General features: G+C 28.1%; 22 protein-coding genes. 9 read left to right on the forward strand and 13 right to left on the reverse strand.

Annotated features, from left to right (window positions below; genetic code table 11):
• Positions 1-4 precede the first annotated feature (4 nt).
• The 7 genes from BCB68_RS04835 to BCB68_RS04865 all read left to right on the forward strand — a co-directional run bounded on the left by BCB68_RS04835 (position 5) and on the right by BCB68_RS04865 (position 8,822).
• Entirely contained in the window at positions 5-3,079 is a 3,075-nt protein-coding gene (locus tag BCB68_RS04835) for an efflux RND transporter permease subunit (protein WP_094079751.1), read from the forward strand.
• A 94-nt stretch (positions 3,080-3,173) separates the two neighbouring features.
• Positions 3,174-3,470 (forward strand): PG0541 family transporter-associated protein, encoded by a 297-nt coding sequence (locus tag BCB68_RS04840; protein ID WP_094079752.1) that lies wholly within the window; start codon positions 3,174-3,176, stop codon positions 3,468-3,470.
• 107 nt (positions 3,471-3,577) lie between these two features.
• Entirely contained in the window at positions 3,578-4,273 is a 696-nt protein-coding gene (locus BCB68_RS04845) for an ABC transporter ATP-binding protein (RefSeq protein WP_094079753.1), read from the forward strand.
• Complete coding sequence (locus BCB68_RS04850; RefSeq protein WP_094079754.1) at positions 4,273-5,118, forward strand: ABC-2 transporter permease; 846 nt, start codon at positions 4,273-4,275, stop codon at positions 5,116-5,118. Before BCB68_RS04845 ends, BCB68_RS04850 begins: the two co-directional genes overlap by 1 nt.
• Positions 5,119-5,189: 71 nt before the next feature.
• On the forward strand, positions 5,190-6,992 hold the full coding sequence (locus BCB68_RS04855) for a peptidylprolyl isomerase (protein ID WP_094079755.1): 1,803 nt from the start codon (positions 5,190-5,192) through the stop codon (positions 6,990-6,992).
• Between the two features lie 278 nt (positions 6,993-7,270).
• Positions 7,271-7,828, forward strand: coding sequence for a hypothetical protein (locus BCB68_RS04860; protein WP_094079756.1), 558 nt, complete (start codon positions 7,271-7,273; stop codon positions 7,826-7,828).
• Positions 7,829-7,883: 55 nt separating this feature from the next.
• Positions 7,884-8,822 carry a DUF4300 family protein gene (locus BCB68_RS04865; protein WP_094079757.1) on the forward strand — a complete coding sequence of 313 codons (939 nt, stop codon included), beginning with the start codon at positions 7,884-7,886 and terminating at the stop codon, positions 8,820-8,822.
• A gap of 94 nt (positions 8,823-8,916) precedes the next feature.
• Here BCB68_RS04865 and BCB68_RS04870 read toward each other — a convergent pair whose 3' ends face one another.
• The 13 genes from BCB68_RS04870 to BCB68_RS04930 form a co-directional block, all read right to left on the reverse strand.
• Positions 8,917-10,530, reverse strand: a complete 1,614-nt coding sequence (locus tag BCB68_RS04870) for an Rqc2 family fibronectin-binding protein (protein WP_094079758.1) — start codon at positions 10,528-10,530, stop codon at positions 8,917-8,919.
• Between the two features lie 77 nt (positions 10,531-10,607).
• Complete coding sequence (gene sppA, locus BCB68_RS04875; protein WP_094079759.1) at positions 10,608-12,398, reverse strand: signal peptide peptidase SppA; 1,791 nt, start codon at positions 12,396-12,398, stop codon at positions 10,608-10,610.
• A gap of 69 nt (positions 12,399-12,467) precedes the next feature.
• Positions 12,468-13,244, reverse strand: a complete 777-nt coding sequence (locus tag BCB68_RS04880) for a polyphenol oxidase family protein (protein WP_094079760.1) — start codon at positions 13,242-13,244, stop codon at positions 12,468-12,470.
• Positions 13,245-13,255: 11 nt separating this feature from the next.
• The gene (locus tag BCB68_RS04885) at positions 13,256-13,957 is read right to left on the reverse strand and encodes a hypothetical protein (protein WP_094079761.1); all 702 of its coding nucleotides are present in this window, start codon (positions 13,955-13,957) and stop codon (positions 13,256-13,258) included.
• A 33-nt stretch (positions 13,958-13,990) separates the two neighbouring features.
• A complete protein-coding gene (locus BCB68_RS04890) occupies positions 13,991-14,926 on the reverse strand; it encodes a polyprenyl synthetase family protein (RefSeq protein ID WP_094079762.1) in 936 nt (311 codons plus the stop codon).
• A gap of 57 nt (positions 14,927-14,983) precedes the next feature.
• A complete protein-coding gene (gene xseB / locus BCB68_RS04895; RefSeq protein ID WP_094079763.1) occupies positions 14,984-15,205 on the reverse strand; it encodes an exodeoxyribonuclease VII small subunit in 222 nt (73 codons plus the stop codon).
• 50 nt (positions 15,206-15,255) lie between these two features.
• Positions 15,256-15,807 carry a 16S rRNA (guanine(966)-N(2))-methyltransferase RsmD gene (rsmD, locus tag BCB68_RS04900; RefSeq protein ID WP_094079764.1) on the reverse strand — a complete coding sequence of 184 codons (552 nt, stop codon included), beginning with the start codon at positions 15,805-15,807 and terminating at the stop codon, positions 15,256-15,258.
• 30 nt (positions 15,808-15,837) lie between these two features.
• Positions 15,838-16,575, reverse strand: a complete 738-nt coding sequence (locus tag BCB68_RS04905) for a hypothetical protein (RefSeq protein ID WP_094079765.1) — start codon at positions 16,573-16,575, stop codon at positions 15,838-15,840.
• 95 nt (positions 16,576-16,670) lie between these two features.
• Positions 16,671-17,399 carry a tRNA1(Val) (adenine(37)-N6)-methyltransferase gene (locus BCB68_RS04910; protein WP_094079766.1) on the reverse strand — a complete coding sequence of 243 codons (729 nt, stop codon included), beginning with the start codon at positions 17,397-17,399 and terminating at the stop codon, positions 16,671-16,673.
• 164 nt (positions 17,400-17,563) lie between these two features.
• Positions 17,564-18,226 (reverse strand): MarR family transcriptional regulator, encoded by a 663-nt coding sequence (locus BCB68_RS04915; RefSeq protein ID WP_094079767.1) that lies wholly within the window; start codon positions 18,224-18,226, stop codon positions 17,564-17,566.
• A gap of 16 nt (positions 18,227-18,242) precedes the next feature.
• Positions 18,243-18,878, reverse strand: a complete 636-nt coding sequence (gene rpe / locus BCB68_RS04920; RefSeq protein WP_094079768.1) for a ribulose-phosphate 3-epimerase — start codon at positions 18,876-18,878, stop codon at positions 18,243-18,245.
• Positions 18,879-18,904: 26 nt separating this feature from the next.
• Positions 18,905-19,810, reverse strand: a complete 906-nt coding sequence (rsgA, locus tag BCB68_RS04925; RefSeq protein WP_335621992.1) for a ribosome small subunit-dependent GTPase A — start codon at positions 19,808-19,810, stop codon at positions 18,905-18,907.
• Between the two features lie 17 nt (positions 19,811-19,827).
• Positions 19,828-20,796: a PASTA domain-containing protein gene (locus BCB68_RS04930; RefSeq protein WP_094079770.1), complete on the reverse strand. Its 969-nt coding sequence runs from the start codon at positions 20,794-20,796 to the stop codon at positions 19,828-19,830.
• Between the two features lie 216 nt (positions 20,797-21,012).
• Between BCB68_RS04930 and BCB68_RS04935 the strand changes: the two genes are divergently transcribed.
• Entirely contained in the window at positions 21,013-22,137 is a 1,125-nt protein-coding gene (locus BCB68_RS04935; RefSeq protein WP_094079771.1) for an SIMPL domain-containing protein, read from the forward strand.
• A 25-nt stretch (positions 22,138-22,162) separates the two neighbouring features.
• Positions 22,163-24,085, forward strand: a complete 1,923-nt coding sequence (locus BCB68_RS04940) for a site-specific DNA-methyltransferase (RefSeq protein WP_094079772.1) — start codon at positions 22,163-22,165, stop codon at positions 24,083-24,085.

Here is a 24,085-nt window from a genome sequence, read left to right on the forward strand (position 1 = left end):
AAAAATGACAGTAGCAGAATTTGCAACGAAGAGAGTAGTGTCGACAACGATGATACTTATATTTATGATTTTTGCTGGTTGGGTAGCGATGACAGGTATGAAACAGGAGAGAATACCAGATTTCGATATACCAATAGTTGTTATTAATGCCACTTGGACGGGAGCAACAGCGGAGGATGTAAAAACACAAGTATCAAAAAAACTAGAAGATGCGGCATTAAATGTAGATGGAATTAAAAATATAACAACTTCATCTTCTTATGGTTCATCAGTAGTTACGATAGAGTTTAACTATGGTGTAGATACGGATATTAAACAGGTACAAGTTCAAACACAAATAGATAAAATAAAAGGACAATTGCCAGATGATGATAACTTTAAAGATCCTACAGTATCAAAAATGGATGCGACAGGTAGTTCCAATATGGCACTGATGATTGGGATTACTGGGAAAAATAAAGAGTTAATAACATCATTTGTTGAAGAAACATTACAGCCTAGATTGAAGAGAAATAGAGGTATTGGTAATATTTCTGTAATGGGTAATGCGACAAGACAAATTAAAGTTTGGTTGAATCCATCTAGATTAAAGGAGTATAATTTGTCAGCGGCAGAAATTTATAGTAAAATAAAAGCGGCTAATACGGTAACACCAGCAGGTACAATAACTGATGGGACGAAAGAATTTATCCTAAAAGTTGATGGAGAGTTAAAAGAGCTTGATCAAATTCAGGATATTGTTATTTCAAATCAAAATAATCAGACAGTTAGATTGGCTGATGTGGCAAAAGTTGAGTATGGAACAGAGGATCCAACATCATATGTAACATATAATGGAAAAGAAATGGTTGCTGTTATGATTCAAAAGAGTAAAGATGGTAACTTGGTAGAGGTTGCGAAAAAGGCTAAGGAAACTTTGAAAGAAGCAAAACCATTATTTCCAGAAGGTTCTAATTATAATATAATAGTTGATAATAGTGAACAAGTTAGTAAATCAATACAAAATGTTGCGAGTTCCGGGCTGCAAGCGGTTATCATTACAATTATAGTGCTTTTTGTATTCTTGAAAAACTTAAGAGCATCATTAGTTGTAGGAACATTGATTCCAATTTCAGCAATGTTTACATTCTTCTTGCTTACAACACAAGGGATAACACTGAATATGATTTCGTTAATGGGATTGTCACTTGCGGTTGGGTCACTGGTAGATAACGGGGTTGTTACGCTGGATAATATTTTTGATCATATTCAGGTTAATAAGGAACCAGCAAATGTAGCAGCGATACGAGGTACAAATGAAGTAATTCTTCCAATGATGGCATCAACGGCAACTTCAGTTTGTGTATTCTTGCCAATTATATTATTTGACGGAATAGCTAAGGAAGTATTTAAGAGTATTGCGTTTTCAATGATGTTTGCGTTGTCAGCTTCGATTATTGTTGCGATGTTATGGGTTCCGATGGCTTCAAGTTTATTTTTAGATGTTAAAAAAATCTCAGAAAATTCTGAAAAAGCTGCTAGATTTAATGCATTTAGAGATAAATATAAGGAATTAGTGGCAAAAGTATTGGAAAATAGATGGAAAATGGTAATTGGAATTGTAATAGCATTTGTAGTAGTTGTATTTGGAATAGGAAAAACAGTAAAAACTACATTCTTTCCAACGATTGATGATAATCAATATTCGGTGGTTGCGACGCTTGCGACAGGATTAGATTTAGATGTATCGAGAGATATTGCGAATAAAATGGAAGCTGTTGTAAAAGCAGATCCAGTAACTAAAGATATAAATGTACTTGCTTCAAAGGGTGCAGCGGTAATAAATGTCGATGTAAAAAAAGACACAATGAAAGCAATGAACCGTGTTAGGGAAAAATTAAAGGATTTACCAAATGTAACACTTGCAGTTTCGCCACAAAAAGCAGGAGGTCGTTCGTCGCAGAAAGATTATTCGTTTCAAATAGAAGGTGATGATCCACAAGAATTAGACAGAATTGCAAATTCAATAATGAATGACATGAAGAGACAGTCTTGGTTTAAAGATGTCAAGTCATCAACTGAGGGTGGGTATCCACAAGCTAAGTTGGAAGTTGATAGAGTAAAAGCAGAAAGTTATGGAATAACTGTAACAGATATTACTCAAATGTTATTTATGACAGCTTCTGGATCTGCAAATCCGATTGATGTAACTCAAAGTACAGAAACATTGGATGTAGTATTGGAATTGGAAAAAAATCAAAAAAATTCATTGAATAAAATTATGGATTTAGAGATAAAAACTAATAAAGGAACTTATGTTAGATTAGGAGATATTGCTACAATGCAATATGAAGAAAGTGCTTCGACTATTTCAACAGAAAATGGTACAAGAATTGTAACAGTTGGTGCAAACTTGGATAGTTCGAAAGGGTTTAACGATGCAGCAGCATTTATTCAACAGTCATTCAAGAAAACAAATCCAGCTGAAGGATACAAAATTGGGGTAGCAGGACAAGCTAAAAACCAATCTGAAATGGGTGGACAAATTATGAAAGACTTGTTGCTTGCGATTGTGTTGATTTATACAGTACTTGCGGTTCAGCTAGAATCATTTATATTGCCGCTTATGATTATGACAACATTGCCACTTTCTATGATTGGAGTAATTTTTGGATTAGCGATAACTAGAATACAACTTAGTATGTTCGTTATGATCGGTATTTTGATGTTATTTGGTATGGCGGTTAATAATGCGATTGTAATGCTTGATTTCGTTGCAGGATTGCGAAAAAAAGGCTGGACGATACACGATGCCTTAGTAGAAGCCTGTGGTTCAAGACTTCGACCAATTTTAATGACAACACTTACAACAGTATTAGGATGGCTTCCAATGGTATTTTCAAGTAAAGGAAGTTCGGGATACTATCAAGGTATGGCGATTGCAGTAATGTTTGGACTTTCATTCTGTACGGTGTTGACATTGTTTTTTACACCAGTATTGTATTCATTAGTTGAAGAAAGAAAAGAAAGAAAACAAAAAGAAAGAGAAGAAAGAAGAAGACAAGAAAAAGAAGAAGAAAGAAGAGGATATGCTAAATAATTCAATTCTTTGATTTATTGAAATGTTTGATAATTTATAAATTCACGGGTTATCAAATAGAGTTAAATTTATAAAAGTTAGAGAGGAGAATTTTGTGAAAAGATTAGAGATATATTTTGATTCATTTTATACTGAAAAAATGAAAGAAGAGTTAAGAGAATATGGGATAGAGCAATATTTTATTGTTCCAACTATTCATAGTTCCTGGAGCAAGGATTTTAAACATTTTAATACACATGTTTGGCCAGGAACAGATAGTATTTTAATTACTTATTTGGAAGATAGGCATGCAGAAGAAATTTTACGGATTATAAAAATTATGAAAATAGACTTAGGTCGAGGAATTTCGATGGGAGCGGTGATGTTACCAGTAGATGATATCATTTTGTAAAATAAAAAAATCAGCAGAGATGCTGGTTTTTTATTTATATTTTTGTTTAAAAATTTTTAAATTTGTGATAAAATAACTTCAAGAAAAAATGGAAAGGAAGTAAAATTATGGAAAAAATAGTGGAGTGCAAAGATTTAAAAAAATCGTATAAAAATAATATGGCACTAAATAGTATTAATTTATCCATTAATAAAAATAAAATAATCGGATTACTTGGTCCAAACGGGAGTGGAAAAACGACTTTTATTAAACTTGCGGTGGGACTTTTAAAGCCGACTTCGGGAGAAATTTTAATTGATGGATTGCCGATTGGCGTGGAGACTAAAAAGATAATCTCATATCTTCCAGACAGGGATTATTTAGATAAAAATCAAAGTATTGATTCCTTGATTCAGTTATTTTTGGATTTTTATCCCGATTTTGATGAAAATGTGGCAAGAGAGATGTTAAAAGATTTGAAAATTGACACAAACGCAAAATTTAAGGCATTGTCAAAGGGAAATAGAGAAAAAGTGCAACTTATTTTGGCAATGAGCAGAAAAGCGAAGCTGTTTCTATTAGATGAGCCAATAGCGGGTGTTGATCCTGTTACGAGAGATTATATTTTAAATACTATAGTTAAAAATTATAGCAAAGATGCGACACTTATTATTTCAACTCATTTAATCAACGATGTTGAAAAGATTTTAGATGAAGTAATTTTTGTAAATAATGGAGATATTTTACTTTACGATTCGATTGAAAATATTAAAAAAGAGCATAATGTCAGTATTGACGAATATTTTAGGGAGGTGTTTAAATAATGTTAAAATTGTTTAAATATGATTTTAGAGCGATTAGCAGACGACTTGTGCCACTTTATTTGGTGGCAATTATAATTGGAGTGGTAAATCAAATATGTACAGCGTTTGTCATACATTTAAGTGTCAATGTATCACAAGAAAATGTAAGCTTTATTATATTCTATATTTTAAAAATGATATTTTCACTTTCATTTTTTTTGATAATGTCATATGTTTCTATTTTAACTCTTTTTATTTTAATAACGAATTTCAATAATTCGGTTTATGGAAATGAAGGATATTTGATAAATTCTTTGCCAATAAGTTCAAAAAATTTAATTTTGGCAAAATATTTGAATTTTATATTTTGGACATTTGTTTCAGCGATATTCTACATAGTTTTTTACATAATTGGAATAGTTAATGGAATACTTGTAAGTGGTCAAAATTTAAAAACTTTGAGCTCAGAAATAAATATATTAAAACAGCAGATTTTTCACAATCCATATACTGGAAAGATTGTAGGAATAATGATAATTGTGGTAATCTGTCTGATTTTACAACATCTTTTAAATTCTTGGATTTTTATGATGTGCGTAACTTTTGCAAATTTAGTAAAATCTAATAAACTTGTTATGGGAATAGTTACATATATTGTCACAGGTATAATAATTGGAATATTTTATTTTTCATTATTAGCGAGTTTTTTAGTAAAATTGGATTCTGACATTAGTATAAGAGAAACAATAATTTTTGATCTATTAAGAAATTATGGAATAACCTATATAATTTTTGTAATTCTTTTAAATATTGGAATTTTCTTTCTTGTAAATTATATTCATTCTAAAAAAATAGATTTGGAATAGAAAAAAGTTTCAGAATGTGCTATAATAAATGATAGTTAAAAATCGGAAAATTTTAAGGAAGGAAATTGAAAATGGGAAACAGCAGAAAAATGATTAAGAAATTGTCCATTATTATGATAGTAGTGTTTGCAATTGGAATGCTTGCAAGTGCGATACTTTTTTTAAAAAATACTATTTTTGGACAAATGTCAAACAGGGAAGTTATTGTAACGGTTAATAATGAGAAAATTTATAAAGATCAGTTTGAATCATATAGACAGATATTAAAAGATCAATTATCACAACTAAATCAGCAAAAGGCGCAGATGGGAATCCCTCAAGAAAATTTGCAAGATGTGCCAGATAGCATAACAGATGAAATAATTTTGCAAAACCTTATAAGTAAAGCGCTTTTAATTTCAGCGGCATCTGATTTTAAAATAAAAGTGCCAAACGGGGAAATTAATAGACAAGTAAATAAGGAAATTAAAGGTGTGAAAAAAGAAGAGCTTATGAATGCGTTGGCAGCTCGTGGCTATAGAAACTTAACTGATTATAAAAATGCAATAAAACAGAGTAAAATTATGCAAAAATTACAGGAAAAAATGTTTGGAAAATACCAGCTTTCTGATGCGGATGTGAAAAAAGCATTTGACAGAGAACAATACGCTGGACTTGCTGGAAAAGATTACAATGATATAAAAGTTAAGTTAAAAGAAAGTTTGCAACAAGATAGAAATGATGCATTGTTAAATTCTTATCTAGTAAAATTGAATGAAAAAGCGAAAATTGAATTTAAAAATCCTGAAATAAAAAAAATATATAACGATTCTAAAGTGATTGTAGCAAGAAATGGCGAATATAAAATATTAAATAAAACAGTAAATGAAAGAGTTTTAAAAGCTATTTCAGAGTCACAAGATGGATATTCTGAAAAATTATTAAACGATATAAAAGCTAATTTAAAAGTGGAATTGGATAAGTTAGTAAAAATTTCAGTAAAAGCAAAAGCTGCTGGATTAAAACCAGATCCAGAACTTGTCGGAGTTGACCAATTACAAGATTTGTCTAAAAGATATTACAATTCTTTAATTGACAACTTTAAAGTTGACGATGCGACACTAAAAGCTAAATTTGAACAGAAAAAAGATAGTTACAGCATTCAAAGCAGTGTTGGCGGATATGTAATAGGTGATGAATATCAGCCAAGTTCACAAGATTTGGAAAATGCTAAAAAACAGGCGCAAGAAATTATGAAAACAACAAATAAAAATAATTTTGCGCAAAAAGCTAAAGAATTCTCAAAAGATCCAGGTTCGGCCACTAAAGGAGGAAGCTTGGGAGAAACAACTGATTTATCTGGACTTGTCCCAGAATTTGCAAATGCGGTTAAAAATGGAAAAGCTGGAGATATAGTGGGACCTATTCAAACACAGTTTGGATACCACATTATTTATATTGAATCAAAAGATGCAAATAATCCAAATGTAGCAAAAGTTAGTCACATTTTGATTACACCAAATATATCAGAAGCTACAAAACAAAAAGTTGCACAAAAAGTTAATGACTTAAAAGCGCAGGTTCAAAGCGGAAAAGTTACTTGGGATCAAGTTGAAAAACAAGACAGATTTAACTTTAATGTAAAAGAGAGATTTAAAAAATTATTAAAAGGTGAAACCGTTCCAGGAATTGGAAAAGATGATGAATTAGTAAATAAATTATTTGCTTCTAAACTGAATGAAATAATAGAAAAAAATCTTCCAGTTGGTTATTTCCTAGTTGTAAAAACTTCAGAAATACCATTTACACCTGCAACTTTTGAAAATTCAAAAGAAAGAGCAAGATTGGAATTGGCGCACGAATTTGCCGAAAAAACTCTTGCAAGTATAAATTAATTAAATTATGAAAAGGACAGCTAAAATTAAATTTGTAAAAAAACTTTATTCAGTGAATAAGGTTTTTTTTATAATTGAAGTGTACCAAGATTTTGAACATAAACAAGGCAGGAGGTGTAGATAATATAATTTTCAATTCTTTGTAAAATACTGGTAAATTACAAGATTTTTTAAGGAAAAAAACAAAATTTTGACAAAAATATGATATATAATATAGTAAATAGTAAAAATAATAAAATATTTAAATATAAAATATTTAAAGAATAGGAGGAATTGCTATGAAAATAAAAACTTTAGGAAATGTAGTGCTTGGAGCTTTGATTGCATTAGTTGGATTTGTAATATTGACTGAAAGCAAGGATAATCATATTGATATAAAAATTGCAGATAAAGGAAATTTGAATGTAAATAATGTAAAAAATGTAACGGCAATAACTGAAAAAAAAGGTTCTGGAAAAAAAGTAAAAGCTGTTGTCATCGAATTTGACAAGTCTTTAAAGAATGAAAAATTGTCAAAAAATGCAGTTACAGTAACTCAAAAACATATTTCTAAAAAGATAAAAGAAGATAAAGGCGATGAACCAATAGTTAATAATACAACAGAAACAAAAGTAAACAGAGAAGTTTCTAAAATATACACAAGTGATAAAATAGATGATGAAAATGCAGAAGCAAAAGATGGAAAATATTTGTATCTAGAATTGAGTGAAGATAAAAATTCCAATAAAGAAGCAGCTCAAAATGATACGGAAGATTTGAAAATATCAGTTTCACAAAATAAAAAAAATTATTTTACAAATAATAGCAAAAGTTTTAATATAAACAGTAAATTGTAATTGTAAATACTAAGTTATAAAATAAAAAATATTTATTAGTTAAGATGGAGATTAAATGAAAAATAAAAAAATGTTATTGATTTTTACAGCAATTATTTTTTCGTTAAGCTGTTCCAATGAAAATGGCGTTAAAAATAATAATATAAAAAATATAAAAAATTTAAAAACAGAACAAGAATATTTGAAAAGTATAGATTATTCAAATATTGCGGATAAAGTCACTCAAAATCAAATTCGTGAAATTTTAGAAAATGCAAAAGTTAATTTTGGCAATATAGACCTTTTTTTGAAAAGTGTAAATTATTATAATGAAGCGACTGAAAATAAAGGATTGATAAAATCAGGATTTTTAAATTCTAAAAATATAAATCCGAATTACGACGAAGCGGCAATTCAGCAAATTTGGGACAAAAAAAATAAAAATTTTCCTGGATTTAACTGTCGAATAACGGCATTTACATTGATGAAAGATTATATAAAAATGGAAAAGCCAGTTGTAAAAGCAGGAGAAATGCTTTTTATGGATATGGAGTCATTGAAAAATGTGCCATTTAAGTTATTTTCTCAAAATGAAAAAGATAAATTTGTTAATTTATTTTCGGAAATTCCGACAGAGATGACTAAAGATGTGAGAATTCACGCTAAAAATGTAAAAAACGCTTGGAAAGAGCGAGGAATTGTATTTGATAAGAATAGTAAAATTTCGATGATTTCTGTATTTTTTCATTTTAACGATGATCCAAAGAAGAATATTTTATTTGTAGGACATGTTGGGATTCTGGTTCCTGAGAAAGATGGAAAATTATTATTTATTGAAAAATTGGCATTTCAGCAGCCTTATCAAGCATTGAAATTTAATAATCGGACTGAACTTAACGATTATTTGATGAATAAGTATGATACTGCATGGGGACAGCCTGTGGCTAAACCGTTTATTATGGAAAATGATGAATTGCTTAAAGAATATAGAATTAATCCAAATAATAAAAACTAAAAATTTTAAAGCTCTAAAAATATAAAAAGACTATTTCATAAAATCTTATTTTTATGGATAGCCTTTTTTATTTTTTATTTTATTCTATTCTATTCTATTCTACTTCGACCAAAATTGAATGAAAATTTGTATAAATGACATTTCCAGGTTTGCTATTTTTAATTTTTTTGACAAATTTTCGCTGACAATAATCAACTGTGACTTTGTCGCCTTTTTGTGCTTTTGAATGTTCACAAGCCAATTTTGCTGCATAAAAAATGACATCTTCACTTGGAACTCGATTTCCACAGAGAATTAACACATGACTTCCAGGAATATCCTTTATATGAAGCCAAATATCGTTTGGTTCTCCTTTTGCAAAGGAAATTTCCTCATTTTCTTTATTATTTCTTCCAACAAAAATTTTAAAGCCGTCATATTTAAATGAAAGGAGTTCTCTTTTTTTATGTTTATTAAGTTTAATTTTTTTAGTGTGAGTGAAATTTGACATTTTTAACTCTGACTCAATTTCTTCAATTCCAATAAAATCATTCTCTTTTTCAATAAACATCTTAATTTGCTCAAAATATTTAATTTCATCTTGAATGTCAATAAGTCTTTCGTTTAGTGCCGTAAGTGTTCTTTTTCCTTTGTTATACTTATTATAATAAAAATTTAAATTATCTTTTGGCGAAAGAGTTGGATCAAGATTTATTGTAATTTCTTCATTTGCATAAAAGTCAAAAACAGTGACTTTTTTCATTCCATATTTTAATTTATGCATATTTGCAGCTAAAATATCGCCGATATTTTTATATTTTTGATAATTTTCATTTTTTTTCAAATCAATATTTATATTTTTATTTATTTTCTTAAATTTTTTAATTTGCGTGTCGACATATTTTAGCAAATTTTTTTTCTTTTCGTTAAGCACATTTGAAGTAATCGTTGCTTTAAAATATTCGTTAAGACCTTCATTCAAAGTTTCATAATATTCATTTTCGCCAACTTTTTTTTTCTCAAATTCAGAAAATTCATTGTAAGTAAAAACTTTTTGTATTTTTTTATTTTTTGAAATTTTATAAATCACAGGTTTATAATTTTCCAAATATTTTTTAAAAGTGTCATAATTACTTGCACACTGCACAGCAAATGGAATTCCAGCACCTTCGCATTTTTTCAAAAAATCATCCGTTTCAAAAGGAAAATTTTCGCTCTCAAAATAAATTGGCGGAATTTTCTTTTCTTCAAATGGCAAAGTGTATTTTGCGCCAGTCATAATGACACGATTTCCAACTTCAAGTGTAGTAAAATAAAGTGCAGCTAAAATTTTATCTCTGCAAGTGAGAAAGACATTACTCGCTTTTCCCATTATTTCAATAATAAGTGTATATTTTTCAATATCTCCAAATTGATTGAGTTTTTCAAAATCAAAATATACAATTCTGTCAAAATTTTCCTGTCTTATATTTATTAAAACTGAATTTTGCAAATATTTTTTCAGAGATAATAAAAACTTTGACTGATAATCTGTGTTTAAATCTTTTTCATTTTTTAAATAAAAAATTGTAGAATTATCTTTCACTTGAAAAATTAAATTATTTTTTCCGAAAAAAAGTGAAAATGAATTTCTGTCATATTGAAAAATTTTTGTAATTTTATATCTTAAAATTTTTTCTTTAATCTCCTTAACCAAAAATGAAATTCCAATTCCATCCAAATAAAGCATATTACCTCCTTTTAATTATAATTATATTCAAATTATATTTAACTAAGAAATAAAAACCTCTTGTTATCTTATAATTTTTAATAAAGTTCTAGTTTATACGGCAAGTAATAAAGCGGTTTATTTTTATTCGCAAGAGCCACATCATATGCTTCAAGTGCCGTTTTAGCTCCAGGAATTTTTTCTTTCAATTCAGTTGATAACTTAAATTTTTCAGAAACTTTTGAAGTCAGCATTTGTAATTTTGTCATAAAGTCTTCTTCCAAATAAATATTTTCAACCGCATAATCTCTTTTATCAATTCCCAAATCTTTTGCCATAGTTTTAATAACTTCATCAAGACTAGCAATTCCGTCAACTAAATGTATATTTTTAGCTTCATCCCCAAGCCAAATTCTTCCTTGCGCATAATTTTCCAATACATTTTCGTCAATTTTTCTATTATTTGTAACTCGAGATTTAAATTCAGCATAAGTTTGCTGCATTGACTGAACAAGTTTTTGTTTTGATTCCTCAGATAATGGTGTAAAACTGTTGTCAATATCTGAATATTTCCCTTTGCTTATGCTATTTGATGAAATCCCCAATTTATTTTGAGTGTTATATAATTTTGGAACCATTGAAACAACACCGATAGAACCTGTAATTGTTGCATTGTCGGCAAATACTTTTTTACCTGACATTGAGATATAATAACCGCCTGACGCTGCCATATCAGACATTGAAACATAAACTGGAACATTTATTTTAGAAAGTTCCTGATAGATAACTTCTGAAGCCAAAGCTGAACCTCCGCCAGAATTTACACGAAGCACAATTCCCATCAAATTTTTAGTTTTCATCGCTTTTTCAAGTTTCTGAGTGATATTGTCAGGAGTGATCACACCTTGTGTAACACCACTTGCATCGTACAAAATTGAACCTTCTGCATAAATCACAGCAATTGTCCCATTTGAGCCATTTCCAACTTTTGTATCTTTAACTTTTTTTTCATAGTAATCGTAAATATCTGAAACATTGTCCTCTTTAATATTTAACCTTTTCGTAAAGTCAGAAAAATGTTCCAATTTATCGACTAATTTTTTATCCCTTGCATCAAAAATTGATAGATTAGTATCTACACCGCTTACAATATCGTCATTTAAAGCATTTTTATCAATATTTCTATTTTTTGAAATATCAGTTACAAATTTTTGGTATCTATTTTCAAAAATTCTTGTAAGTTCCGATTTTAGTTCAGGCGACATCTGATTGGAAATGTAGTTCTCTCCATAAGATTTATAGTTTCCGATTCTTACAACTTCCATATCTACACCAAGTTTGTCAAGAAGCCCTTTCATATAAATATCAGAATAGTTGTAGCCAGTTAAATTTACACTAGCTGAAGCTGATGGAACTGCCACGATTTCATCGGCAATGGATGCCAGTTTATAATTCGCATTTGTGATGTATGCTCCAAAAGCGTATATTTTTTTATTGTTTTGCTTAATTTCTAAAAACTTTTTCGTAAGTTCTTCAATTTTAGAAGAAGATAAATTAATGTTGTCCAGCGACAAAATAACTCCTTTTATAGAATTATCATTTTTTATTGCATCCAAACTTTGTAAAATATCCATATATGATATATCTTTTTTGTCAGAAAGAAAATCTGAACCGATAACTTTGTCTTCTACAACATCTGAAACATTAAATAGCACGTAATCATTATTTTTCTTGACTTTTTCGCCATTTAATTTAGAATCTAGAATTGCCACAGTTGAAAATCCTATAATAAAAATTAAGATTATCAATAATGTCAGCTTCAAAAAAAATGAATAAGTTTCTTTTAAAGTGAACCAAAAAAATTTTTTTATAAAATCAAAAAATTTCATCTTTTACCTCCAATTTAAGTTGTTTAAAATTATAACATTTTAAAAATGAAATATCAAATATAGAAGTTTTTAAATAAAACTAATCATAGCTGTAGCTCTTCCACTCATTTTTCCCTCTCTTCTGTAAGAATGAAATCTTGGATCAAAAGTATCTTCATTTGAGATAATTAAGTTTTCTTTTAAAATGCCCAGTTTTAGTGCCATAATTTCATTAAATTTTGTATTGTCAAAGTGGTATTTTTTTGTATTTTCGTTCCAGTAAAAAGATTTTTTTATAAACTCAGTTTCTTTTCCAAATTTATCCGAAAACTTTTCATAAAATTCTATTCCAACTTCATAATATTTTTGTTGCATTCCAATTCCAAGTCCCATTAAGACATCTTTTAGATTAGTTTTATAAATCTCTTTCATCTTATCAAGTCCACTTTTCATCATTTCTTTAAATGTTCCTGGCCAACCTGAGTGCCACACTCCAATTACCTTATTTTTTTTGTCGTACACAAAAATTGGAAGACAATCCGCATAAAAAGTAAAAATGACGATGTCTTTTCTCTTTGTAAGAAATCCGTCGATGTCGCACTCCTTTTCATAATAATATTTTGTTGTATTTTCATCAATTACAAAAACATTTGCAGAATGCGTTTGAAATGCCATAACGGACTTCTTATTTTCAAATCCAAACTGCTCCAATAATTTTTTTCTGTTTTCTTTTTGAATTCCTTCAATTTGATTTTCAATGGGACAGTAATCTGACATATTTCCAGCATTTTTTTTTGTGTAAATCGCTTTTACTCCCAGTTTTTCAAATTCTTCTATGTAGAAATAATTTTCTTTTTCAACAAACATTGTTTTCCCCTTTATTTTATAATGGCTTGTGATAAATTTGAAAATATAATTTCTATATTTTTAATTTGTTCATTCAAATCTTTAATTTGCCATTTTCCGTTAATTTTTTCCATATTCACAGTTGCACTTACTTGTGTGTAATTTTCTTCTTTTTTCATTTCATCGTCCATAACTTCGGCAATTCCGTTCATAATTTTAGAAGTACCTTCGTTTTTGTCCATTGATTGCATTTTAGAAATCATGTCATTTACATCTTTATATTTCAGTTTTTTTGCCACAAGATCAAAAAGTACGCCTTCATTTTGAAGTTTCTGAATTTTAGAGTTGTCTAAAATTTTCACTTTTTGAGAAATTTGAGCGTCTTTATCACTAAAAAATTTTATTTCTTCGATTTTTGATTTTTGATATTCAATTCCTTTTTCAATCATTCTAACTGCCATTTGTTTAGCAGTTTGAAGACTTAGGTCATCGCCACCGTTTTTAGTTGATTTTATTTGTTCTTCAATCACTTTTGTCGCAAGTTCTTTCACTTTTTCCTTAAATTTTTTCTGATCTTCTTCAAACGCTTTTTTCACTTCCAAAGAATTTCTTTTCATCTTTTTTTCAGAAATTTTATAATTTTCACTTTTGGTTACATTGTAATCTAATTTTAGGTCAGGACCACACATTTGTATTGACATAGCAAGTAAAAAAATCATAAATAGTTTTTTCATAAAGTTCCCACTTTCTTTTTAAATAAAATTTTTTTATTTTTTTCTGTTCTCAAAATATTGCGTAAGTTCCATAAGCAATTCATTTCCGTAAAAATCATTTTTTATAATTTCATTCGCTTCTTTAAGACATTTATCTAACATCTCTTTGCTTTTTTTTAAACCAAACAAACTTGGATAAGTCAATTTTCCATTTTCCACATCGTTTGATTTTTTTCCAGTATTTTCAAATTCTCCTTCAATATCCAAAATATCGTCTTTTATCTGAAAAGCAAGTCCAATAAGTTTTGAATATTCCACTAATTTTTCTCTTTTTTCTTTTTGTGTATCAAAAGCAATTAGCGGCAATTCAATTGCAGCGGTTAAAAGTTTTCCTGTCTTATGGGTGTGAATGTATTTTAATATTTTTTTATTTTCTTCAATATTTATATTTTTTTTGATATTTTTTTCTGTGTCTAAATTTTGTAATTTTTCAGATTCAACATCTTTATATTGTCCGCCAACCATTCCGTAAAATCCTGCATATTCTGAAAGTTTTAGAATTATCGCAACTTTATTTTTATCGCTAATTTTCGTTGAACTGGAAATGATATTAAACGCTTCCGTCAAAAGCACATCTCCCACTAAAATAGCCGTCGCTTCATCAAATTTTATGTGAGTTGTCAATTTTCCACGGCGATACATATCGTTGTCCATTGCTGGTAAATCGTCGTGAACAAGCGAATAGCAGTGAATAAACTCAAGTGCAGCTGCAATATCTTCCACATTTTCATAACTTTTTTGAAATAAGTCGCACATCATATACATAAGAATGGGACGAATTCTTTTTCCGCCGTTCATAACAGCATAATTCATCGCTTCGGAAAGTCTTTCTGGATATTCATATTTTTGCAATTTTTTTTGTAAATTTTTTTCTATAATTTCTTTTTTTCTTTTAAATAATCTTTTAACATAGTTTTTACACCGTTTCATATTTATATATTTTTTAATTTTTTTAATTAGAATAATTTTTTAAAAGTATTTTTTAAACTAATCTAGATCTTCAACTTCTATTTTCCCATTTTTTTCCAAAACTTTTAGCACTTTTCCTTCGCCAATTTCTAGTAATTTTTCCGAATCTTTTATCAGTTTTATCGCTTTTTCATATTCTTCAATCGAATCGTCAAGCGACAATTCTTCACTTTCCAATTTTTCCAAAATTTTATCAATTTGTTCAATATTTTCTTCATAAGTTTGTTTTTTTGCTGCCATTTTTTCTCCTTTATTTAATTTAAATTATTTAATTTAATTTTTAAATTTTTTTATTCAAAATTATAAAAGCTGACAATTTTTTTATTATAATTTCTCTCGTCATATTTTACAAATTTTTCTATTTTTTCCGGAATTTTTTCATATACGCCATGTTCTGAAATAATAATTCCATTTTCGTCAAGTATTTCGCACTCAAAAATTTTTTTAATTGTCTTTACTGAAATATTTTCTTTATATGGCGGATCTAAAAAAATTATGTCAAATTTTTCATTTTTTCTGCCAAGTATTTCTATCGCACGAAAAACATCATTTTTGTAAGCTCTGCAGTTGTCTGCCAAATTTAAATTATTTATGTTTTCAATAATTATTCTCAGTGCTTCTTTATCTTTTTCAATCATAACAGCTCTTTTAGCTCCACGGCTAAGTGCTTCAATCGCAATATTTCCAGTTCCCGAATATAAATCTAGAAATCTTGCATTTTCAATTTGTTCGCCAAGTATGCTAAATATCGCTTCTTTAATTCTCTCTAAAGTTGGTCTTGTATCTCTTCCTTCTCTTGAGTAAATTTTTCTGTTTTTTAATTTTCCAGCAACAACTCTCATTTTTCTCCTTTCATCTGTTAAATTAATTAATTAATAAAAATTTATGATCATTTTGTCATCTAAATTAACATTTCCCACAAGAAGTTCAAAATGTTCCTTATTTTTATTTGTACTTATATTTTTAAATTCATAGTTTTTGTAATCAATATTTTTTATTTTTTTAGCCGATTTATTATAAATATTTACATAAAAAATTTCTGCTTTATTTTTATTTAAAAAATTATTCACTAAATCAAAACTGTATGTGAAATTTTTTGTTCGCAAGAAATCTATGTTTTTTAAATCATAAGAAAGATAAAGTTTCCCTTCTTTATTTGGTTCTATAGTTTTTGAAATTGCAAACCATTCTCTTTGAATGTCTTCTCCATTTTGATTTTTGTAAATATTTTCGTCAAATTTTATAACCGCTCTCAAATTTTGAGATTTTTTGTAATCAGAGAAAAATTTTATATTGTTAATATATTTTCCACGATTATTCGTATTTTTATTGCTAAAATCTTCTTTTTCAACTTTTTCTATATTTGAATCCAGCCAAAAAAGAAAAGTTGATTTTACATTATAATTCCCAACATTCTCAAAATTGTAAAAACTTTCAACTTTTATAGTGTTATCTTTTTCAATTGTAATATTAAGATCTTCTCTTTTAATTGCAAGTGGCTCTTGCCGCACAATTTTCACATTTCCAACTGCCAAAAATTTATTATTTTGAGCAAATGTTATGACGCTAAATAAAAAAAATGTCGTTAAAATTAATATTTTTTTAAACATATTTACCTTTCTAAATTTATTTATTTATTTAATTATATAAAAATTATCATAGACTAAAGTAAATGTCAAGATATAACTAAATTTTTCTAAATATTTTATTTATACAGATTTTCAATATATTCACTTTTTTTCCCATTTTTATCATAAACAAAAATTGGCATTTCAATCAAAAGTCCGCTATTTGCATCTTTAATCGCTTCAATCATGCAAATTTTAGCATTTTCATTCCATTTAGTATAACAGTTTTTCATTCTCTTTGGCTCTAAATTATATTTTTTTAGTAATTCCAAAATTTCAATTAGCCGCTCACTCCGAAAAACTATCGAAAAACTTCCCATATTTTTTAATAAATATGTAGAAATTTTTATAATTTCTTCAATCGTCAAATTCATATTATGTCTAGCACAAGCCAATTGCTCCAAGTCATTAATCTGAGAAAAATCTCCCTTAAATTCAAAATATGGTGGATTTGTGACAATTGTGTCAAACTGCGCTTCTGAAAAAGTTTTTTTATAATTTTTAATATCTTCGTTCACAATCGAAATTTGTTCATAAAAACCGTTATTTTTAACATTTTCTTTCGCAATTTCAGCCATTGTTTCCAAAATTTCAATTCCAGTAATTTTTGCTTTACTTCGTTTTGCCAAAAGAATTGAAATAATTCCACAGCCAGTTCCAATATCAAGAATTTTTTTTGTCTTTCTGTTGATTTTCACAAAATCAGAAATTAGTACAGAATCTAAAGTGAAATTTTGAAAATCGTTTCTTTGAATAATTTTCAAATCTTTAATCGGTGTTGTCGTTTTTTCTCCATTTTTTTTCATGATTTTTTATAAAATTTTTTGCCTTTCTCATTTTTTAAACTTTTTTTCAAATTTTTTTAAATTTTTTCAATTTCTTTTTTTTTCAGAAAAATAAAAACTCTTTCTTTAATTATTATTCTTTAATAATCGAAAAAATGCAAGAAAGAGTTTTTAAGTTTAAAAAATTACAGAGAGTTTTTTCTAACCATTATATTTTCTGCATCTTCCACATTTAAAATTTTTTCATCTCCGTCAACTAACATCGTAATTAAAAATTTGTCGATATTTATGATTTTTATAAGAGATTTTATCAAGACTCCCTTTTCATTTAAATATTTTCTTATTGCAACACTTCCTTTGATGGAAGAAACTTGAACGGTGTCGCCTTCTTCAAAAGTTAAAATTGATTCAGGCTGAATATCTTTTTTTATCACTTCCAAATTGTTTAAAATGGTTTCAAAAGTTGTGACAAAAGCTTTTAGTTCTTCTTTTGGAATATTTTCTGTAATTTTTTCTAAAATTGTTGAATGAAAATTCCCGTGATAATTTAACGCCATTTCCCCTTTTTTAGAAAGTTTTACAAAAACTTTTCTTCTGTCTTCGTCAGAACGAATTCGCTCAATAAATTGCTTCTCGTTTAGTTTATTTATGGCAATTGATGCAGTTCCCATTGTAATTCCAAGTTTTTCAGCCAGTTCGTTCATTGTGATTTTATCTTGTCCGATGGCTTCAATTACATGTATTTCAGTAGTCGTGAGACATTTTATAACTTGATTTAAATTAATTTCTTCAATTTTATAGTATGTTTTATAAAATTGATCCAATAAATTTTCTATTTTATTATACATTTATTTTTCCCTCTCTTTAAAATTTTAATGAGTTAATTTTATTTTCATAATTTCCGCTAAATATGTAAGAACCTGCAACTAATATATTTGCTCCAGCTTGGACTGCCAGTTTTCCAGTTTTGTCATTTATTCCGCCATCCACTTGAATGTCAATTTCTGGTGCTAAATTTCTTAGCTCTTTTATTTTAGGAAGCATTTCAGGAATAAATCTTTGCCCGCCAAAACCAGGATTTACCGTCATAATTAAAACCATGTCAATATTGTCTAAATCATATTTTATAAAATCCAGCGGAGTCGATGGATTAAGAGCAACTCCAACTTTTTTTCCAAAAGATTTTACCAGTTGAATGGTTCTGTTCAAATGTTTCGTGCTTTCTGCGTGAATGGTTATGATGTCCGCACAGTCTTTGAATAGATGAATCAGACGGTCAGGATTTTCAACCATCAAATGAACATCAAAAACAAGTTTTGTGTGTGGTCTTATCGCTTCTAAAATTGGAGAGCCGAAACTGATATTTGGCACAAAATTTCCGTCCATTACATCAAGATGAAGAAAATCCGCTCCAAATTTTTCCACTTCTTGAATTTCCTTTTTTAAATTGCTAAAATCTGCTGCTAGTAGAGAAGGCGCAACGATTATTTCTTTTCCCATCAAAATTTCCTCTTTTCTTTTTAAATTTATTTGATTTTTATATTTTTTAGTGAATAAAGATAAAAGTCATATCGTTTCTTATGAATTTTATGATTTTGAACATTTTCTTTAATTGCGCAATTAGGTTCATTTGTGTGAATGCAGTCACGAAATTTACAATTTTTCAAAAATTCCAAAAATTCTGGAAAAAGCAGCTCTAGTTCCTTTTTGCTTTTCAATCTTGGAAAATCAAGCGTAGAAAATCCTGGCGTATCAATTATATAAGAATGCTCATCCGTCATAAAAAATCTACTCTCTGTAGTCGTGTGTCGTCCTTTTTTTGTCTTTTGACTGACATCATTTGTGGCAAGTAGCTCTTCTCCCATTAAAGAGTTAATAAGTGAAGATTTTCCTGCGCCAGACGGTCCTGAAATTACGATGGATTTCCTCTTTATATAATCTTTTAATTCTTTTATTCCAAAATTCCCTTTTATAGAAATTGGAAAAACACGGACTGTGTTTCCAAAAATTTTTAGAAACTCTTCTAAAAATTGGTTTAATTCATCTTTAGAAACAAGGTCAATCTTTGATAAAATCAAAATACACGGAATATTTTGATAATTTGAATTTAATAGCATTTTTTGAAAATTAATAAAATCAAACTTAGGATTTTCAATTGCAAATAGAATTCCAATGAAATCTATATTTGAGAGAAGTGGTCTGTGTAAATAATTTTTTCTCTCAAAAATTTTAGTTATAACTTTTTCATCTTCGTCAAATTCGACCACATCTCCAATAATACAGTTTAGTTTACTGTTTTTCACTTTTAAGCTGCCTCTCAATTTGCACTCAAAAATATTTTCTTTGCTCAAATTTTTGGCATCTTCTTTTATGACATAATAAAAACCTTTAATTTTTCTAATAACTTTTCCTTTAATTTTTTCTTTTATGATTTAGTCCCCTTTCTTTTTTATTCTCCGCTGTCATCTTCCGATTGCTGACTATCTGAATTATTTCCTTGCGATGGATTATCTTCGCTGTTTCCGCCATTTCCACTATTTGTCGGATTATTTGTGCTGTTATTATTTCCAGAATTACTGTTATCAATTTTATTAATTGTGTCATCAATTGCTTTTTCTATTCCGTTTTTATTAATGTCATTTTTTGATCTATTTATTATTTCTTCAGTTGTTTGACGTCTTCTGGCACGAGAAGCTGTATTTATGACAACTGATACATTTTGTCCCCGCTGAATTCTAGCTCCTGCTGCAGGATTTGTAGAAATAATAGTATTTAGCGGCAAAGTCTGATCGCTTGTGTAAGATACATTTTGAATATTTATCCCAACTTGTTTTGCAAGTTCTCTTGCATCATTTAAATCAAGTCCAACTATATTTGGCATAACAGACGGATCTATCATCTGCTGTGAAGATACAAGTATTGAAATTTTTTGATTGATTTCAAGTTTTGTTCCAGGTTTTGGATAAACTCCTAAAATTGTGTTATATTTTTGGTTTGAAGGATAATAATCAATTGTTTCAATTTGAATATTTTGTCCTTTTAACTTTGATCTAGCTTCTAAAAGTTCGAGTCCAATTATATTTGGGACAACTTGATTTTGACCGTTGTTTACCCAAATCTTTATAACTCTATTTACTTTAACTTTTTTCCCAGGTCGTGGATCCTGATTGTGAACCACATTTAGTGGTACTTTTTCGGTTTTTGAATGAATGACTTTAACTTTCAGTCCAGCTTCCTTTAAATATTTTATCGCTTCTTTTTCATTTAAGTTCATAACATTTGGAATAACGGTCATGCGAGTGTTAAAAAAATGTCTATCGAATACACCTCGTCCAAAAATTCCTAGTGTCACTAAACAAATCATCACAATAACAAATCTTATTATTTTACCGGGATTTAATTTTTTTTTTGTTGACATCACACACCTCATATTTTTATAGATTTTATTTTAATAAATTACTCATTTATATAATATCACAATTAATAAATAAATACAATTTTTAAATGAAAGATTGTAAACTAAAAAATCAACTCTGAAATTATAACTTTTAAAATAAAGAAAATATGGTATAATTATGATTAAGATAATAAAAAAAATAAATAAAATTTAAAAAATAAAAAAAAGGAGGATTTTATGAAAAAAATAATGATGTCTTTGATTATTTTAAGCAGCTTTAATTTGTTTTCAACAAGCGAAAATCTCATAAGAAAAATAAGCGTGACTGGAAATTCTGAAAAAGAAGTTATGCCAGATATTGCGGTTATAAATTTTTTGATTTCAGAAAAAGACAAAGATTTGAATGTGGCGACCAAAAAGACAAAAGATGTGCTGGAAAATTTTAAAAAAGAACTTGGCGCTAGAAAAATTCAAACGGGAGAAATTGAGACAGTTTCATTTTACGATACAAAAAAGACGGAGTATGAAGAAGATGTAAAGCCAAAAAATTTAAAGAATCAAAAACAAAAAAGTGAAATAAAAACGCCAGTTTCTTATACCGCTGAAATTGAGATTTTGGTAAAAAATATTGATTTTAATAGATTAAGTGGATTAATTGGCGTAGACGGGGGAAAAAATTTTAGTAAAATTGAAAAAAATTTTTCTCAAAATGCTTATTCTGTAAATTTAAAAGAAACTGATAAAACTGTGGATACAGCTTTGAATAAATTATTTGTCAAAGTAAACGATGTAAAAGAAAAATTGCAAAATTTGAGTGAAACTAAAAACGATGTCGTCTTTGGCGGATATAAAATTACTGAAAATTTTACAAATGACAGTAAAACACCTGTTGACATGTATTATGTAAATCATAATTTAAAATTGACAGTAAAAAATTTAAAAAATTTGAATACGATAATTTCCCTTGCGGCAGACAACGACATTTACATAAATGGTTCAATTCAGTTTGACTTGTCAAATAAAGATGAAATTGAGCGGCAGATGTATAAACAGGCATTTAATGAAGCCGAGAAGAAAGCTAAAAGCATTTTGAAGTCAAGTGTGCTAAAACTTGGAAAGCCAATTATAGTCAGCGAAGATTTGGATTTTCAGCAAAAAATGATAGATAAAATTGACAGTCAGTGGGAAGTGAAAGCAGTAACAAACACAGCAGAGCTTTCAGCGCCAGTAGCAGAGAGTTATCTTGAAGATCGTGTCAACTATTATAGTACATCAAAAAGGGCGGTAAATACAAAAGTTGATTACACTCCAAAACCACTAAAATTGGAGCAAAATGTGTCTGTGATGTATGAAATAAAATAAATTTTTTAGAAAGGAAAATAAAATAATGAAAAAATTTAATGGAAAAAGCATGGATTTAGTTCAAGAGAATATTAAAAAATTGAAAGAAATTTTTCCAGAAGCATTTGTGGAAGGAGAAGTAGGTTTTGATGTATTGAGACAAATTTTCGGGGGAGGGGTAGATACTTCTAAAGAAAGATATTCTCTAAACTGGAATGGAAAATCAGAAGCAAGACAGAGAGCACAGGAAGTAAGTACAGGAACATTAAGACCTGCAAAAGAAGAATCGAAGAATTGGGATAATACAGAAAATATTTATATAGAAGGAGATAATTTAGAAGTACTAAAATTGTTACAAAAATCATATTATGGGAAAATAAAAATAATATATATTGACCCGCCATATAATACAGGAAAAGATTTTGTGTATAAAGATAATCTTACAGATAGTATAGAAAATTATAAAGAAATAACAGGACAAGTAAACAAAGAAGGAGTTAAATTAACAACTAATACAGAAACTAATGGAAGATATCATTCAGATTGGTTAAGTATGATGTATCCAAGATTAAAGTTGGCAAGAAATTTATTAACAGATGATGGAGTAATATTTATATCAATAGATGATAATGAACAAGCCAACTTGAAAAAACTATGTGATGAGATATTAGGGGAAGAAAACTTTATAACAACTATGATTATAAAGAAAGCTAGTCAGATTGCGACAGAAAACACACTAAATAATCATGAGTATCTTTATATTTATACTAGAAATATTCAAATGTTTCAATTAAGTGATAATTTTATAGAAACAATCTCGAGAGGAACGATTGGGAATGAAAATCAAACAACTCCGATTATTACCTTTCCAAAAGGGTTAAAATGTTATAATTTAGAAGATGGTATATATGAGGAAACTAGAAAAGTTGAGAACAGTAAAGAAAATATTGATAATTTAGATCCTATTATAGTAAAAGAAGGAAGATTAGAAAAGGCTGTAAGATTAAAAGCTAGATGGAGAAGTCCAGGTGATATGAGAGCATTTTTTAAAAATAATTGTAAACCAACAAAAACTAAAATAAATGGAGACTTGGTAGAGATATATTTTGAAAATGATAAATTTAATCCACAGTTAAAAAAAGTTGTTAGAAAAAAGTTTAATACACTAGAAGAAATGTTTTATTTAGAGAATAAACGCGGAAGTAAAAATTTAGATGATTTGGAAATAAACTATTTTGATAATCCAAAATATGTAGGATTCATAATGTACTTATTAATGAGAAGTAGTAACAGTAACAAAAAAGAGGTAATTCTTGATTTTTTCTCAGGTTCAGCCACAACAGCTCACTCAGTAATGCAACTAAATGCCGAAGACGGAGGAAATAGAAAATATATAATGGTTCAACTTCCTGAATTATGTGAAGAAGATAAAGAAGCTTATAAAGCAGGATATAAAAATATTTGTGAAATAGGAAAAGAAAGAATAAGAAGAGCAGGAGATAAAATAAAAGAAGATGAAACATTACCACTTGAAAATAGAGAAAAACTGGATATAGGATTTAAAGTATTTAAACTGGATTCATCAAATATAAAAGAATGGGATACAGATACAAATGATTTACAACAATCTTTGTTAGATTCAGTGGAAAATATAAAATCAGATAGAAATTCGTTAGATGTCCTATACGAAATTTTATTAAAATATGGATTAGATTTAAATGTTCCAATAAAGGAAACTAAAAATTTCTACTCGATAGGAGGAGGAATTCTTTTAGTAAGTTTAAATAATGAAATTGATTTAGATGTGATAAATTCGATATGTGAAGAATATAAAAAAATATTAGAAATAAATAAGGAATTTAAAACAACAGTAATATTGAGAGATAATTCATTTAAAAATGATGTAGATAAGACAAATGCACTAAAGAGATTAGAACAAGTTGGAATAAGTGAAATTAGAAGTATATAG

Source organism: Leptotrichia sp. oral taxon 498 (assembly GCF_002240055.1).
GTDB classification, from domain to species: domain Bacteria; phylum Fusobacteriota; class Fusobacteriia; order Fusobacteriales; family Leptotrichiaceae; genus Leptotrichia; species Leptotrichia rugosa.

What these genes read in the sequence shown, in the direction of transcription:
- BCB68_RS04845 (WP_094079753.1), top strand. Translation starts at nt 3,578, where the DNA reads ATGGAAAAAATAGTGGAGTGCAAAGATTTAAAAAAATCGTATAAAAAT.
- rpe (WP_094079768.1), bottom strand. Translation starts at nt 18,878, where the DNA reads ATGGGAAAAGAAATAATCGTTGCGCCTTCTCTACTAGCAGCAGATTTT.
- BCB68_RS04890 (WP_094079762.1), bottom strand. Translation starts at nt 14,926, where the DNA reads ATGAAACGGTGTAAAAACTATGTTAAAAGATTATTTAAAAGAAAAAAA.
- BCB68_RS04930 (WP_094079770.1), bottom strand. Translation starts at nt 20,796, where the DNA reads ATGTCAACAAAAAAAAAATTAAATCCCGGTAAAATAATAAGATTTGTT.
- BCB68_RS04870 (WP_094079758.1), bottom strand. Translation starts at nt 10,530, where the DNA reads ATGCTTTATTTGGATGGAATTGGAATTTCATTTTTGGTTAAGGAGATT.
- BCB68_RS04915 (WP_094079767.1), bottom strand. Translation starts at nt 18,226, where the DNA reads ATGTATAATAAAATAGAAAATTTATTGGATCAATTTTATAAAACATAC.
- BCB68_RS04935 (WP_094079771.1), top strand. Translation starts at nt 21,013, where the DNA reads ATGAAAAAAATAATGATGTCTTTGATTATTTTAAGCAGCTTTAATTTG.
- BCB68_RS04910 (WP_094079766.1), bottom strand. Translation starts at nt 17,399, where the DNA reads ATGAAAAAAAATGGAGAAAAAACGACAACACCGATTAAAGATTTGAAA.
- rsmD (WP_094079764.1), bottom strand. Translation starts at nt 15,807, where the DNA reads ATGAGAGTTGTTGCTGGAAAATTAAAAAACAGAAAAATTTACTCAAGA.
- BCB68_RS04885 (WP_094079761.1), bottom strand. Translation starts at nt 13,957, where the DNA reads ATGAAAAAACTATTTATGATTTTTTTACTTGCTATGTCAATACAAATG.
- BCB68_RS04865 (WP_094079757.1), top strand. Translation starts at nt 7,884, where the DNA reads ATGAAAAATAAAAAAATGTTATTGATTTTTACAGCAATTATTTTTTCG.
- BCB68_RS04880 (WP_094079760.1), bottom strand. Translation starts at nt 13,244, where the DNA reads ATGTTTGTTGAAAAAGAAAATTATTTCTACATAGAAGAATTTGAAAAA.
- BCB68_RS04860 (WP_094079756.1), top strand. Translation starts at nt 7,271, where the DNA reads ATGAAAATAAAAACTTTAGGAAATGTAGTGCTTGGAGCTTTGATTGCA.
- BCB68_RS04855 (WP_094079755.1), top strand. Translation starts at nt 5,190, where the DNA reads ATGGGAAACAGCAGAAAAATGATTAAGAAATTGTCCATTATTATGATA.
- BCB68_RS04940 (WP_094079772.1), top strand. Translation starts at nt 22,163, where the DNA reads ATGAAAAAATTTAATGGAAAAAGCATGGATTTAGTTCAAGAGAATATT.
- BCB68_RS04835 (WP_094079751.1), top strand. Translation starts at nt 5, where the DNA reads ATGACAGTAGCAGAATTTGCAACGAAGAGAGTAGTGTCGACAACGATG.
- BCB68_RS04850 (WP_094079754.1), top strand. Translation starts at nt 4,273, where the DNA reads ATGTTAAAATTGTTTAAATATGATTTTAGAGCGATTAGCAGACGACTT.
- BCB68_RS04905 (WP_094079765.1), bottom strand. Translation starts at nt 16,575, where the DNA reads ATGTTTAAAAAAATATTAATTTTAACGACATTTTTTTTATTTAGCGTC.
- sppA (WP_094079759.1), bottom strand. Translation starts at nt 12,398, where the DNA reads ATGAAATTTTTTGATTTTATAAAAAAATTTTTTTGGTTCACTTTAAAA.
- xseB (WP_094079763.1), bottom strand. Translation starts at nt 15,205, where the DNA reads ATGGCAGCAAAAAAACAAACTTATGAAGAAAATATTGAACAAATTGAT.